The organism is Pseudomonas sp. WMBT8, assembly GCF_050916005.1.
Classification (GTDB): Bacteria; Pseudomonadota; Gammaproteobacteria; order Pseudomonadales; family Pseudomonadaceae; genus Aquipseudomonas.
The window spans coordinates 3,208,113-3,222,977 of the sequence record NZ_CP188096.1 but is presented as its reverse complement, the minus strand read 5'-3'; the positions used below and the strand labels follow the sequence as shown (position 1 = coordinate 3,222,977).

At 60.3% G+C, this 14,865-nt stretch carries 11 protein-coding genes; 4 read left to right on the top strand and 7 right to left on the bottom strand.

Annotation, left to right across the window (positions count from 1 at the left end; genetic code table 11):
• The first annotated feature begins 82 nt into the window (after window positions 1–82).
• On the top strand, window positions 83–1,708 hold the full coding sequence (locus tag ACO77H_RS14895) for a methyl-accepting chemotaxis protein (protein WP_170041340.1): 1,626 nt from the start codon (window positions 83–85) through the stop codon (window positions 1,706–1,708).
• Window positions 1,709–2,140: 432 nt separating this feature from the next.
• Here the strand turns inward: ACO77H_RS14895 and ACO77H_RS14890 are convergent, their stop codons facing one another.
• The 5 genes from ACO77H_RS14890 to ACO77H_RS14870 all read right to left on the bottom strand — a co-directional run bounded on the left by ACO77H_RS14890 (window position 2,141) and on the right by ACO77H_RS14870 (window position 7,275).
• Window positions 2,141–3,118 (bottom strand): 2-hydroxyacid dehydrogenase, encoded by a 978-nt coding sequence (locus ACO77H_RS14890; RefSeq protein ID WP_170041341.1) that lies wholly within the window; start codon window positions 3,116–3,118, stop codon window positions 2,141–2,143.
• The gene (locus tag ACO77H_RS14885) at window positions 3,118–4,413 is read right to left on the bottom strand and encodes an MFS transporter (protein ID WP_169951876.1); all 1,296 of its coding nucleotides are present in this window, start codon (window positions 4,411–4,413) and stop codon (window positions 3,118–3,120) included. Before ACO77H_RS14885 ends, ACO77H_RS14890 begins: the two co-directional genes overlap by 1 nt.
• Window positions 4,414–4,471: 58 nt before the next feature.
• Window positions 4,472–5,416, bottom strand: coding sequence for a sugar kinase (locus tag ACO77H_RS14880; RefSeq protein WP_170041342.1), 945 nt, complete (start codon window positions 5,414–5,416; stop codon window positions 4,472–4,474).
• A complete protein-coding gene (locus ACO77H_RS14875) occupies window positions 5,409–6,191 on the bottom strand; it encodes a sugar phosphate isomerase/epimerase family protein (RefSeq protein ID WP_170041343.1) in 783 nt (260 codons plus the stop codon). Before ACO77H_RS14875 ends, ACO77H_RS14880 begins: the two co-directional genes overlap by 8 nt.
• A gap of 64 nt (window positions 6,192–6,255) precedes the next feature.
• Entirely contained in the window at window positions 6,256–7,275 is a 1,020-nt protein-coding gene (locus tag ACO77H_RS14870; protein WP_432754176.1) for a LacI family DNA-binding transcriptional regulator, read from the bottom strand.
• 265 nt (window positions 7,276–7,540) lie between these two features.
• Between ACO77H_RS14870 and ACO77H_RS14865 the strand changes: the two genes are divergently transcribed.
• From ACO77H_RS14865 to ACO77H_RS14855, 3 genes are all read left to right on the top strand, one after another.
• Window positions 7,541–8,773 carry a hypothetical protein gene (locus ACO77H_RS14865; RefSeq protein WP_432754175.1) on the top strand — a complete coding sequence of 411 codons (1,233 nt, stop codon included), beginning with the start codon at window positions 7,541–7,543 and terminating at the stop codon, window positions 8,771–8,773.
• A 195-nt stretch (window positions 8,774–8,968) separates the two neighbouring features.
• On the top strand, window positions 8,969–10,987 hold the full coding sequence (locus tag ACO77H_RS14860) for a hypothetical protein (protein ID WP_432754174.1): 2,019 nt from the start codon (window positions 8,969–8,971) through the stop codon (window positions 10,985–10,987).
• 259 nt (window positions 10,988–11,246) lie between these two features.
• Complete coding sequence (locus ACO77H_RS14855) at window positions 11,247–13,511, top strand: autotransporter outer membrane beta-barrel domain-containing protein (RefSeq protein ID WP_432754173.1); 2,265 nt, start codon at window positions 11,247–11,249, stop codon at window positions 13,509–13,511.
• A gap of 64 nt (window positions 13,512–13,575) precedes the next feature.
• Here ACO77H_RS14855 and ACO77H_RS14850 read toward each other — a convergent pair whose 3' ends face one another.
• Both ACO77H_RS14850 and ACO77H_RS14845 read right to left on the bottom strand, forming a co-directional pair.
• Entirely contained in the window at window positions 13,576–14,037 is a 462-nt protein-coding gene (locus ACO77H_RS14850; RefSeq protein ID WP_170041348.1) for a hypothetical protein, read from the bottom strand.
• A 184-nt stretch (window positions 14,038–14,221) separates the two neighbouring features.
• Window positions 14,222–14,863 (bottom strand): DUF1345 domain-containing protein, encoded by a 642-nt coding sequence (locus ACO77H_RS14845; protein ID WP_170041349.1) that lies wholly within the window; start codon window positions 14,861–14,863, stop codon window positions 14,222–14,224.
• Window positions 14,864–14,865: the final 2 nt, after the last annotated feature.

Genomic DNA, 14,865 nt, shown 5'->3' with positions numbered 1-14,865 from the left:
AACAGTCATCTCGGTGCGTTGACGCTAAGTGACCGTGTCGCGGCAAGGACGCTCGCAGCCATCCCTCTTTGAGAGCTTTCCTATGTCCCTCCGTAATTTGAATATCGCACCTCGGGCGTTTCTCGGTTTTGCGTTTATTGCGTTGCTTGTGATTGTTCTGGGGGTGTTTGCCGTCAACCGCATGACCCTGATTCGCCAGGCCGCGCTGGACATGGGCGCCAACCAACTGCCGAGTGTCGGCTACCTGGCCAATATGACCGAGAGCGTATTACGCCTGCGCATTCTGTCGTTCCGGGTGCTGGTCAACCGCGAGCCTGGCGCCCTGCAAGATGCCCAGGCGCGCATTGATGTCCTGGTCGACAAGGCCCGCCAAGCCCAGGCGGGTTACGCCGCGATGCCGGCCGGCGCCGAAGAAGCGGCGCTTTACAAGACTTTTGCGGTGACGTTGGACAACTACCTTAAAGCCCAGGCTGAAATGCTGACATTGTCCCAGCAGAACAAGGTCGAGGAGATGCGGGCCCTGATCAACAGCCGGATCAAGGACGGCACCGATCAGATGGGTGAACAGCTCAACAAGTTGATTGCGATCAACGCCGCCGATGCCAAGCAGGCCGGGGACGACGCCGGGCGCAGCTACAGCGATGCGATCAGCGGGATTATCGTGGTGTCGGTGGTCGCGGCGCTGATGACCGTATTGCTCGCCTGGCTGCTGACCCGCAGCATTGTCACGCCCTTGCGCAAGGCGGTGGCAGCCGCCGAGACCATCTCCAGCGGCGACCTGAGCAAGGTTATTGAGGATGATGGCCAGGATGAGCCTGCGCGGCTGATCAGCGCGCTGGCGACCATGCAGGGCAACCTGCGCCAGACCATTCAGCATATCGCCGGCTCGGCGACGCAATTGGCGTCCGCCGCCGAAGAGCTGAGCGCGGTGACCGAGGAAGCCTCCAAGGGCTTGCAGCAACAGAACAATGAAATCGACCAGGCCGCCACCGCCGTCAATGAAATGACCGCTGCCGTGGAAGAAGTGGCGCGTAATGCGGTGTCCACCTCCGAGGCCTCGACCCAGTCCAACCAGGCCGCACGGGAAGGGCGCGACCGCGTGGTGGAAACCGTGGGCGCGATCCAGACCATGACCCAGGACGTGCAGAACACCTCGGTGTTGATCGAAGGCCTGGCCACCCAGGGCCGCGATATCGGCAAGGTGCTGGATGTTATTCGGGCGATTGCCGAACAAACCAACCTGCTGGCCCTCAACGCCGCCATCGAAGCCGCACGCGCCGGTGAAGCCGGGCGCGGGTTTGCCGTGGTGGCCGATGAAGTGCGCGCCCTGGCCCACCGCACCCAGCAGTCGACCCAGGAGATCGAAAAAATGGTCGCCGGCATCCAGAACGGCACGGGTGAGGCGGTGCAGTCCATGCAACAGAGCAACCAGCGCACCCAAAGCACCCTGGAAATGGCCCGCGCGGCGGGTGTGGCACTGGAGCAGATCACCCAGTCCATCAGCCTGATCAACGAGCGCAACCTGGTGATCGCCAGCGCATCCGAAGAGCAGGCCCAAGTGTCCCGCGAAGTGGACCGCAACCTGGTGAACATCCGCGACCTGGCCACCCAATCGGCGGCCGGCGCCCACCAGACCAGCGCCGCCAGTCACGAACTGTCGCGCCTGGCAGTGGATTTGAATGCGATGGTGGCGCGGTTTGTTATCTAAGCAGGGAAGGCTTGGGTGCCTGGCATACCGCTATCGCAGGCAAGCCAGCTCCTACCTCTGATTTGTGGTGTGACCCAAACTTCTGCCCCAATGAAGATCCCCTGTAGGAGCGGGCTTGCCCGCGATGGCGGTGGTTCAGCCACTGTTTGCGGTGGCTGGCATACCGCTATCGCAGGCAAGCCAGCTCCTACATTTGATTGGTGGTGTGGCCCAGACTTCTGCCCCGATGAAGATCCCCTGTAGGAGCGGGCTTGCCCGCGATAGCGGTGGCTCAGCCACTGTTTGCGGTGGCTGGCATACCGCTATCGCAGGCAAGCCTGCTCCTACATTTGATTGGTGGTGTGGCCCAGACTTCTGCCCCGATGAAGATCCCCTGTAGGAGCGGGCTTGCCCGCGATGGCGGTGGCTGGCACACGCCATTTGGTCGAGCTGTCAGGCTTTCCATACGCCGGGATTGACCAGGTTTTTCGGTCGTTCTCCCGCCAGTGCCGCCAGCAGATTATCCACGGCACACCGCGCCATCGCTTCCCGCGTTTCATGGGTGGCAGAGCCGATGTGCGGCGTCGCCACCACATTGTTCAAGCGCAGTAGCGGCGAGTCATGGTTCAACGGTTCACGCTCGAACACATCCAGCCCCGCCGCGCGGATCGTACGCTGTTGCAGCGCTTCTACCAGCGCCGCCTCGTCCACCACCTTGCCCCGGGAGATGTTGATAAAGATCGTCTCCGGGCCCATGAGCGCGAATTCCCTGGCGCCAATCAGCCCCTGGGTCTCGGCGGTCAACGGCAAGGTCAGGCATACAAAGTCGGCTTGCTGCAACAGGTCGGGCAAGCTGCGGTATTGCGCGCCGAAGCGCTGTTCCACCGCAGGCTTGGGGGAGTGGCTGTGATAGATCACCGGCATGCCAAAGCCAAAATGCCCGCGCTGTGCCAGGGCTTCACCAATGCGCCCCATGCCAATGATGCCCAGGGTCTTGCCGTGTACATCGCTGCCAAAGTGCAACGGGCCGATGTTCTGGTTCCAGTTGCCGGCGCGCACCATGTTGGCCAGCTCCACCACGCGCCGGGCGGTGGCGAGGATCAGGGCAAAGCCGGTGTCGGCGGTGGTTTCGGTGAGTACATCCGGGGTGTTGCTGAGCAAAATGCCGCGTTGGGTCAGGTAGTCGATGTCGTAGTTATCGACGCCCACCGAAACACTGGCCACTGCCTCCAGGCGCGGCGCCAGGTCCAGCAGTTGCGCATCCAGGCGCAAGCTGGCGCCCAGTAGGCCGTGGGCGGTGGGCAATGCCTCACGCAGTTGCGCCAGGCCCGTGGCGTCGAGGCTTTCGATCAGGGTCACGGTGGCCGCCTCGTGCAGGCGGGCCATCAGCGGCGCGGAGAGTTTTTTGTACAGCACGACATGTTTTTTCATCAGGTTCTTACCTTCAAATCCAGGGAGTGCAACGGTGCTGCCGGGGACGGCTCACGGGCACCGGTCTTGAGAAAAATCGTCAGTACCACCGACAGCAGCAACGCGCCGCTCATCAGCAGGTAGGACGCACCGGGCGAGCCGGTGCTGCTGTTGAGATAGCCCACCAGGTACGAACCGCCAAACGAACCCAGCGCGCCCATGCTGTTGATCAGCGCCATGGCGCCCCCGGCAACGTTGGCCGGGAGGATTTCCGGGACGATCGCAAAAAACGGCCCGTAGGGCGCATACATGCAGGCGCCAGCAATCACCAGCAGGGTGTAGGACCACCAGAAATGCTCGGCCCCCAGCAGGTAGGAGCCATAAAACGCCACGGAAGCGATCAGCAGCGGTGGCCACACGAAACGTTTACGCTTTTGCAGCTTGTCCGAGCCCCAGGACACCACGAGCATGCCAATCACCGCCGCCAGGTACGGCAACGCCGAAAGCCAGCCGGCTTCGACCATGTCCATCTGCAAGCCGGCCTTAAGGATCGACGGCAGCCACAGCACAAAGCCGTACACGCCGATGCTCCAGCAAAAGAATTGCAGCGCGAGGATGATCACCTGTGGCGAGCGGAACGCTTCGGCGTAGTTTTTCACCGCCTTGAGCCCAACCTGCTCGGCGGCCAGGGCGGTTTCCAGGTCGTGCTTCTCGCCGGCGTTCAGCCACTTGGCATCGGCTGGGCGCTCATCGGCCAGGCGCCACCAGATAAAGGCCCAGAACACCGCCGGCAGGCCTTCGATGATAAACATCCAGCGCCAGCTGTAATGCTGCACCAGGTAGCCGGACACCACCGACATCCACAGCATGGTCACCGGGTTGCCGAGGATCAGGAAGGTATTGGCCCGCGAGCGTTCGGCACGGGTGAACCAATGGCACAGGTACACCAGCATCGCCGGCATCACGGCGGCCTCGACCACCCCGAGCAGGAAGCGGATGGCGATCAGCATGTAGGCGTTGGACACGATGCCGGTCAGCGTGGCCAGGCCGCCCCAGAGGATCAGACTGACAAAAATCAGTTTCTTGACGCTGCGCCGTTGGGCATAGATCGCCCCCGGCACCTGGAAGAAGAAGTAGCCGAGGAAGAACAGCGCGCCGAGCAGCGAGGACATGCCCGGGGTGATCATCAGGTCTTCGGCCATCCCGGAGGCGGCGGCGAAGCCATAGTTGGCGCGGTCCAGGTACGCCAGGCTGTAGGTGATGAACACGATGGGCATGATGTACCACCAGCGGCGGGTGGCGAGTTTGGTCGTCATGGGTTTGCTCCTGAGCTTGTTGTAGTTGTGGCAACAGGTAACGGGTTTAGCGCCGGGGTCAGCCGGCCTTTTGCAGGGCTGGCAGGTCGGCGCGCATGGGCAGGCCTTCCATATCGCCGCGACTTTGTACGGCGCGGCTGCCGATCCAGTTGGCGCGCTGCACCGCCTGGGCAAAGCTGAGGTTTTCGAGGAGGGCGCTGATCATGCCCACGGCAAAACCATCACCGGCGCCCACTGTGTCCACCACCTTGGCCACCGGCACCGCGGCGACAAACCCTTGGTCCAGATGGCTACGGTAGTAGGCGCCGTGGGGCCCGAGCTTGATCGCCACCGCTTCCACACCCTGGTCGAGGTAGAAGGCGGCAATATCCGCCGGGTCTTCGAAGCCGGTCAGCAGGCGACCTTCGCTCAGCCCCGGCAACACCCAGTGGGCTAGGCAGGCCAGGGCGTTGATTTCGCGGATCATTTTCTGCTCGCTGGGCCAAAGTGACGGGCGCAGGTTAGGGTCGAACGACACACTGCGGCCTGCCGCGCGCATCTGGCTCATCAACTCGCGCGACAGCTCGGCGGTGGCGTCCGACAATGCTGGCGGAATCCCGGTGGCGTGCAGGTGCCGTGCTTTTAGCAACTGTGGAGTGATCACGGCGCTGGACAGGTGACTGGCCGCCGAGCCACGACGGAAATACTCGACCTTGGGATCGTCGCCGCGCTCTTCCCGCGACTTGAGCTGAAAACCGGTGGGGTGCGCCGGATCGACCGCCACATGCCGGCAATCCAGGCCTTCGCTTTCTAGGGTATCGACCACAAAGCGGCCCAATGAATCATCCCCCACACGGCTCAGCCAAGCCACATTGAAGCCCAGGCGCGACAAGCCGATCGCCACATTGCTGTCGGCGCCGGCAATGCGTTTTTCAAAGTGACCGACCTGGGCCAGGTCACCGGTTTGTTCGGCGACGAACATCGCCATGGTCTCGCCGAACGAGAGGATATCGATCTCAGACATGGGCATTCTCCACACGCGGTTGGCCAAGGTGGGTGAGGGCGGCGACTTGCACGGTGGTGACCGCCACCAGGTCTGCGCCTTGCAGCGGGAATTCCACCGCGCGGCTGATACCTTGGGGCATCAGTTGCAGCAATTGTTCCCACAGATGCAGGTCGGCGGTGCCCGGCGGCAACGCCACCAGCTTGCCGTCGGCGCGACGCTCTACGGCCTTGCAGTGCAGGTAGTCGACATGGCGGCCCAGCAGGCGCGCAGCGGTGCGCGCCGATTGGTCCTGCCAGTGCCAGTTGCCGATATCGAAGGTCATTTTCACCGGTACCGCCAGGCGTTCGGCTTCATCGAAGAAACGTTGCAGCGGCTCGATGCGCCCGCCGTGCAGGGTCTGGTCGTTTTCCACCAGCAAGCGCACCGGGTGGCGATTGAGCAAGGCGCTGAGGCTGTGCAGGTCGTTGGTGTCGGTGAAGTAACCGAGGGACACCTTCAACCAGCGCGCACCGAACGCCTGGGCGCGGTCGAGGGTGGCAGCAAGCTCGGCGTTGGCTTGCGCCCGCCCGGCCACCCACAGTTCCAGGGGCGAGGAAAATACACACTCCAGGCCTTGCGCTGCGGCGGCTTGCGCCAGTTCAGCGGGCTGTTCGGTGGTCAGCAGTTCTTCACGCCATTCAATGCGCGTGGCGCCAGCGGCGGCCAGCAGGTCGACAAAACTCAGTTGGCCGCGCTGGCGGACCAGGTCGGCGCCGTAGCTGGAAAGGCTGATGGAAACGGGGTATCTGTGCATTGTTGTTGATCTCTGAAACCGGTTTCATTTGAAGATAAAAAAATGCTCGTGCAGGCGGTTATGCCTACACGGGTTGGGTTGAGCCTCGGACGATCAGTTGCGGGGCAAAATCCACCGAACGGGTCGGCGCGGTATCGCCGCGCAAGCGCTTGAGCAAGCACTCAAAAGCACTGGCGCCAATGGCTTCGGTCGGCTGGGCCAGGGCGGTGATGCCGCTGCCCACCAGCGGGTACCAGTCCAGATCATCCAGGGCGAGCAAGCCCACGTCCTCGAACAATCGGCAACCCAGCTCGCGCAGGGCTTTGGTACAGGCCAGCGCGGCAATGCCGTTGGCACAGAACAACGCTTTGGGCCCGGCTTGGCCTGCGCCAAGAAACGTCTGCAAGCGGTGGGGCAGGTCGCGGTCTATTTCCAATACGGCGCCGCGCATTTTTTTGCGACGACGGATCTGGGCCTGGAAACTCTCCATACGCTCAACCCGCGAACTGGTGCCATCGGCCGCCTCGCTGACCAGCAAGATATCCCGGTAGCCCTGGTGTTCCAGGTGGTCCAGCGCCATGCCCACGGCCAGTGGGTTGTCCAGGCCTACCAGGTCGCTGTGCAGCGCGTCGACCTTGCGGTCCACCAGCACCAGGGGCATTTCCCGTTGCAGTTCCAGCAGTTGTTCAAGGTGATGGCCCAGGGTGTTCACGATCAAGCCTTCGATGTTATAGGCGCGCAGGGCTGCCAGGTGCTGGCGCTCCTGCTCGTCATCGCGGTCGGTGTTGCACACCACCAGGCTGTAGCCGTGCTGGCGGCAGGCGGTTTCCACGCCATGCATCACGGCAATCGAATAGGGGTTGCGGATATCGGCCACCAGCATGCCGATCAGGCGCGTGCGCCCACGTTTCAGGCCTCGGGCCATCTGGTTGGGGCGGTAGCCGAGCTCATCGATGGCCTGCTCGATGCGCAGGGCGATGGCGTCGGAGAGCAGGGCGCGGTCATCGCCGATAAAACGCGACACGCTGGCCTTGGAGACGCCGGCGCGTTCGGCTACATCAAGCATGGTCACGCGGCTGCGTTGGGCGGCGGAGAATGAAGTCACGGCGGGGCCTTTCTTATTAGTGTGAGGTGGCAGTGCGCTGGGCATTGAAACCGGTTTCAGAAAACACCAGCCAGCCCCTTTCGTCAAGAAAATCTTTGCTGGAACACTGCCAAAACCGGCGGCGTGAAACCGACGAGCGGCGAGCCGACCTGTTAGTTCTGACAGTATCCGCAGCGCTGCTGGACGTGTTCAATTATCCCAACTGAGCCGCAAGCGCCGTGATCCATCGACGCCTTGGCGCGTGTCTAGGTGATGGGAGGTTTTGATGAGCACCCACAATGCTGGCCAATCCAATGGCCCAGGCGGCATCCTGGTGATTGAGGCGCCTATCGTCGTCGACGCGCTGCCTGACGGGTTGCTGCCGGCACAGTTTTATTTCGCTGATCTGCAGCTTGAGATTCCGACGCCCTGGGCGTTTTTACCCGGTCCGGGCAGAGATCAGTATCTGGTGTTCGAGTGGAACGTTCGCGGTGCCCGGCCCTTGGATACGCCGCCGATTTTGCTGCCTAACCCGATGACGCCTGCCGACTTTCCCTACGCCCTGCAGATACCTCAGGCATTCCTGCTCAACAGTGCAATTGTTGATCTGCGGTTTCGCATCCATAACCGCACGCCGAACAGCCCCAGCGTTGATGCCTCCGAGGTTGTGACCATCAGGATCGACCGCGATGCGCCCGGTGGGGGGGCGTTGCTGCCACCGCCCATTTTTCCCATCGATCCGATCACCGAGGCCTACCTGGTTGCCAACCCCCTGGTGCCCATGGAAATCCCCAAGGACTATCTGGATCGTGAGGTGGGTGATCAGGTGCTGATGTATTTTTCAGATATGAACACCTTGCCAACCGGCGCGCCTACCCTGGTTTCAGCGCCGCTGACCAGCGCCACCGGCCGTATATTCGTGAATGTGCCCAGCGCCGTGTTCCGCAGTTTCCCAGGGGCGCGTTGGATCTTCTGCTTCTATCGCCTGAAGGATCGCGCAGGCAACGTCAATCCGCTGTTTTCACAGGTGGCGCAAGTGGGCCTGCAAACCGGCCAGCCGCCATCCAGGTACCCTCGGCCCAGTTTCCCGCAGTCGGAACCGCATCCAAACCGTTTCCTGACCTGCAGCACCCAACCGGCGATCTGGTTGAGAGTCGAGGTGCATGTCGCGCCTCACGCCGACATACACGCTGGCGACCTGATCACGCTGCGGTTCCAGGGGTATGGCAAGTACCCGGATGTCGATCCGGACCCCAATATCGTGGAAACCCTCACGCATTATTGGGATGGGGTAGCCGATGCGGCGGGCTATACCTTCTGGATTCTCGATGTCGAGCGCGTGATTCGGCCCCTGAAAAAAAACGCCGGCGGCGAGGCCAGTTACACGGTGTCCCGGGGCGGCGCGGTGATCGGCCGTTCTTCTTCGCGCTATGTGGAGTTCGACCGCGTGGTGCCCACCTCACCGCCACCGCCCACGCCTATTTATTGCTGGATTGACGGCAATGGCCCCGAGGACTGAACACCCTACACGTTTGCTTTAACAACAGATGGGTAATTCGAAAGGTGGTTTGTTTGGCCGCGTGTTTTACGCGCTGGAGAGAGTGTTGCTGCGATTTCAGTCACCAGGCAATCACTCAAGTATCGGGCGATGGCGGCTTGGCCACCTAATGAGTGTTTGTGCGACGCCTACATTAAGTACTAAGGAGAGACTGATATGAGCAGCAACCCTGACGTCACCATTACACCAGTGCCTTTGGTTATTGATGCCCCCACGATTGCAGAAGCATTGGATGATGCATCCGGGCTCATCCCGGTAGCCGTTGCACGGGCGGGTATAACCCTTCAACTGCGAACCGGGCTGATTTCATTGCGCACCGACTGGCTGAGTGTCGAAATTCGCAGAACCACAGATACGGTGCCCAGTTGGACCACCTTCGTGCCCCCCTTCCAGATCAACTTGAACCCCGTGCCGGCAATAATCGATAGATTTGTTCCTGCTCCGGCTCCCGAGTTTGAGTTCGCCCATGGCTTTTATGAACTCAAAGTCACGCAATACCGTAATGCCGGTGGTGTACCGGGTCCTGCGATGGATGAGTCCAACCCCGCCGCATTCCGGGTTGACCTCATTGCGCCCTACGCCGTAGCGGCGTCCCGTGAACAACCGACCGCTCCAGTGTTAGTCAATGCCCCGCCGGGTACGGTTATCAACAATGCTTTCCTGATCAACCAGGGCGGCGTGGAGGTGCGTATCCTGGCAAACAGTTTCGGGCCGCAGCCCGGACGGTTTGAAGCGGGGGACGAAATTGACGTGTACTACAGCCCGGTCATGGACCCTCGGCCCGAGTATTTGGTCAGTGGTCCAGGTGTGCCTATGCTGCCGCCACCTGCGTCGAGCACTTTTTTCCTGCCAGCCAGCCTGATCACCTTGAGTGGGCTCTATTACTTTTTCTACACCATCAGGGACCGGGCAGGGAACGTCAGTCGCCCGTCGTTCAATGAGTTTCGTACGGTTTCGTTGTTGGCCGATCCCGTGCCATTGGCGCCGTTCCTGCCACTTGCGCCTGCCCCTCGTAATGGCAGCACTGATGACCTGCTCAGCATTGCGGACTATGTACAAGGGATCGATCTGCATATTGAGCAGTATGTTAATTTCGTGACCGGGCTGGACAAGTTCGAGACGCAATGGGAAGCCGAGCCCTTTGGCCCGCAAACTACCGAACTCACTGGTTTCCCGGTGGTGTTCAATAATATGAATGACGCAATCAAGGCCGCCTATACCGCGACTCTGGGCCCGCAGACGGTAAATGTGCGTTACCGGATCGAGCGCAACGGTGTGTTCTTCACCTCGCCAGATAAAACCCTGCAGCTCGATTTGTCGGTCGAAGGGCCGGTCCTGCCGGGCACACTGGAGCCAGGCGATGTGAACCCTGGGCTGAACCCGCCGCAAGTGTTTGGTGCCAACTCCAACGAGTTGAACACCTTGCGCATCGGGGATGCGAACCTGCCTGTCACTATTGTGATCCCCCTTTGGACCATTGCGGCGTTGCCTCATGCAGCTAATGAGTTTTACCTGTATTGGGGCACCTCCAGAGAGCGTGTCGGGCCGTTCCCTTTAAGCACTACAGTTCCCGGCGCCGACGCAACGTTTACCATTCCCTGGGACGTAGTGGCGCGCCACGGCAACAATATGCAACCGGTCAGCTACTCTGTGATTGGCCCCGGCACCACCAATGAAAACCCATCGCCCGTGACCATGGTCAATGTGATCGATGCCGTGACGGTGGAGCTGGCACCTGCAAGGTATGAGCGCCTCGTATTTGGTGAGTGGAACTGTCAGTCGCTGGTACCAATCCAGGCTGGCTCGCCACCGGTACTGGCTGCCACTGTGTTGATCCCGGGCGATGCAAGACTGGTAGTGGGCAATACCGTGGATGTTACGATCACCATTACCAGCGAACGCCCAGGGCATCCGTCAGGGCCATTTACACTGACTATTACAACCCCGCCCTTGACCGCTGCCGAGGTGGCCAACGGTATTGAGGTAAATATCATCTACCGTCCGTTCCTGGCTCAAGTGGCGTTTGGGCCGTGCGAGGTCACCTACACCACGGGCGTGGCAGGTGGGGGACTCGGTCGCGGCGAACTGGCCGAGGTATACACGGTATTCTCCAACCCTGACTCATTCTGTGATGGCGTACCGGCTAGCCTGGGAACCACTCTGATAAGTCAATAAACCGCTGCAAGCACAAAAGGGAAGCCTGGCTTCCCTTTTGTGCGTCTGCAAGCCTTGGATTGGCGCGTTTAGACGGTTCCGTCTGCCGGGGGCGCCACTTTCCATGCATCTGCGCTGCCGATTAACACTGCTCGTTCAGATTAGTCCTACAGTCGTCGGTATGTTCACTACGTAACCTCTGCGCTGTACAGGTGAGGCCTCATTCCGCGGGGAACGAGCCAAGCCGTTTTTAGTGGCTCTACCCCAGAGAGTGAACCCGATGTCAGCACCCATTAACTTCGAGCTCAAACCCTTGAGCAAGATGATGAAAGTCCCAGCCATGACTGTCCTGCTGTTTGCGGCAGTGCAAACCAATGTGCAAGCCGGCCATCTGATTGGCGAGTCCAAGGTCATTGGCGCCGATGAACCGACAAATCACTGGCAACTCGATCAAAAGTCCGAGCTGACCATGAACGGCGCCCGTGCGGGCCATATCCTGGCCAACGATTCGACGCTGAATGTCAATCCCGGCAGCCTGATCGAGGATATCCGCGCGACACAGGGCTCCTCCGTCAGTCTTAACGGTGCCACGGTCAATTCCAACAACTCGACATGGGGCGCGGTGCGCCTGGATGACAGCACAGCCATCATTCGTGACAGCTCCATCACCAGCAACACCGTTGTCGGCCTGCAAGCGTTCCAGAGCTTCAACTCGCAAACGGGCGGCATTGCCCAGGTGTTCAACAGCATCATCCGCGGTGTAAAGGGTGGGGCAATAGCCAACGGCAACGCCGAGTTGCATTTCAACCAGAACACCGTGGTCGAAGGCACTGGCGCCGACAGCTATGGCGTGTTGCTTGATGGTGCAACGGCGACTGCCAGCCAGAGCAGCATCATTGGCGGCAAGAATGGCGTGCTGTTCACCAACAACCTTGGCAGCACCACTGCCGGCAAGCTGGTGCTGGACAATTCCAGCGTCGAAGGCCGCAGCGGCTCGGCCATTGTTGTCGAAGGTGAGCCTGGCGAGCCGATGGACGTTGAAATCGACGTGCGCAATGGTTCGACCCTGAGCGGCGGCAATGGCACGTTGCTGGAAGTCAACGGCGGCGCCCAGGCGAGCATGAACGTCGACAACAGCCGCTTGAACGGCAATATCATTGTCGAAGACGGTAGCACCGCGCACCTGAACCTCGACAACAACGCCGGGCTGACGGGCCAGTTGCACAATGTCAGCAGCCTGAACATCGGCGACCAGTCCTACTGGGAGTTGACCGGCGACAGCCAGGTGGGTGCCTTGAACCTGGCCGGCGGTACGGTGAAGTTCGGCGACAGCGACGCGTTCTATCAGTTGGACCTGGACAGCCTCGACGGTAACGGCACCTTTGTCATGGGCACCGATTTTGCCCGGGGTATCACCGACTTCCTGAATATCAATGGCCAAGCCAACGGCACCCACAGCCTGCTGCTTGAGGCCACTGGCGTGGAGCCGCTCAACCCTGAAGCGATTCGTATCGTGCACACCGAAGGCGGGGACGCGCAGTTCTCCCTGGCCAATGATTTCGTCGACGTGGGCGCCTACTCCTACGGCCTGAAAAAGGACGGCACCGACTGGTTCCTCGACCCGGAAAACCGTGTGATCAGCCCGTCCACCCGCTCGGTGATGGCGCTGTTCAACACCGCACCGACCGTCTGGTACGGCGAGGCGACCTCATTGCGTACGCGCATGGGCGAACTGCGTTTCGAGCCTGGTCAGGCGGGTGTGTGGATGCGCGGTTACGGCAACAAGTACAAGGTGGCCGAGAGCACTGGTGTGGGCTATGACCAGAACCAGCAAGGCTTCACCCTGGGTGCCGACATGCCGTTGGCCGACAGCCAGTGGCTGGTAGGTGTGATGGCCGGTCACAGTACCTCGGACCTGAACCTCAAGCGCGGTACGTCCGGCACCGTGAAAAGCTACTACGTGGGTGCCTATGCCACCTGGCTGGATGAGGAAAGTGGCCTGTACTTTGACGCCGTGGCCAAGCTCAACCGCTTCAACAACGAGTCCAAGGTCGGCATGAGCGACGGTACCAAGTCCAAGGGCAAGTACGCCAACACCGGTGGCGGTCTGTCGGCAGAGCTCGGGCGCAACATCAAGCTCGATGACGGCTACTTCGTCGAACCGTATGCACAATTGTCCACCGTGGTCATCCAGGGTGCCAATTACAACCTGGACAATGGCCTGCACGCCGATGGCGAGCGCACCCGCTCGATCATGGCCAAGGCCGGCGCGACGATTGGGCGTGATATCCAACTCGACAGTGGCAGTGTCGTCCAGCCGTACCTGCGGGCAGCGATGGTGCATGAGTTTGCCAACAACAATAAGGTCAAGGTGAACAACAATGTGTTCAACAACGACCTGTCAGGCTCACGCACTGAGTTCGGCGCAGGGGTTGCGGTGAAGTTGTCGCAGAACCTGCAACTGCACGCTGACCTTGAGCACAGCAGTGGTGGCCGGGTCGAGCAGCCTTGGGGCGCCAACGTAGGTATGCGTTACAGCTGGTAAAAACAGGACGCTTATTAACGCCCGTATCGAAGGATACGGGCGTTTTTTTCTCTTGCATAAGCGATCAACTGGTTAGATCAAAGTCGACTTGTATTGTATGCCTGTTGCCGTTTTCATCCGGATCGGTGGTACCGTTCAATTCACCGCCGAACTTGACAGTGCCTGCTTGCAAGCGATTAACGATCAAAGTTCCTGTGGAACACCGCATGGAGTTAGGATTCGGAGTGCCCTCAATGGCATACCAGACACTAACCTCATTGGTCTGCCACTTACTCAGATCCAGTACCTGCCCCTGACGAACGGTGTTGGGCAGCCCAATCGTGATTTTTTTCACTGTGATTGAGTTATCAGCATGTCGCGCATTAAGGCGGTACATGGCTTCTATAGGGTCATGCAGCAGTTTCAAGGTCTGAAAGTGGAGCGGTATATTATCGATACGTGCATCGAATGTGCCAGTTGCAAGAAGGAACCTGGGGTAAAGCAATTTTTTTTGCTCGGGGGTCAACTGTTGCGCTTGTTCGGTCATGATCGCTTCTCCATCGCTGATGATTGTGCGAGTAACAGAGATGTTGACGGCTCTGTCTGAGTCATGAAATAGCACCGCACCTGCGCTGTAAACTGTCAGAACTAACAGTATACGAAGACAACGACTTATGAATGATCTAATGACAATCTAAGCACGCCGCTGTTAATACTCTTTGGCACTTAGACTAACCGAACAACCCCGCCGCGATGTTGATCGAAAAACCCAGGATCGCCGTATTGAACAAAAAACCGATCAACGATTGCCCCAACACCACTTTGCGCATGGCCCGGGTAGCCACCCCCACATCCGAGGTCTGCACGGCAACGCCGATAGTGAAGGAGAAGTACAGGAAGTCCCAGTAGTTGGGGGTCAGTAGCCCTTCGGCAAAGCGCAGCGCCGGTTCCTTGCCCTCCCAGGTGTAATAGAGGCGGGCGTAATGCACGCTGAAAATTACCCCGATCAGCAACCACGAACCAATCACCGTCACCCCGGTAAAACCGTAATGCAACAGGCGTTCGGTCGTATCCAGGCCCTTGCTGCCGGCCAGGCCAACCGCAATGGTGGCCAGGCTCGCAATCGCCGCAATGCACACCATAAATAACACCAGGCCGGCGTTCTCGTCCTCGACCTCGGCGATGCGCTTGACGTCTTCGGCCTTGGCACGGATGGTCAGGCGCAGCATCAGCACCAGGTAGGTCCAGACCCCGACGTTCCAGCCGATCAGGATTTTGCTGAGGATTGAGTCGACGGGCGCCAGGATGCCGATTGCCAGTCCCAGGACGGCGGCAGCGGACAGGCGAGGGTGGGTACGGGCGAGAAAAGGCATGA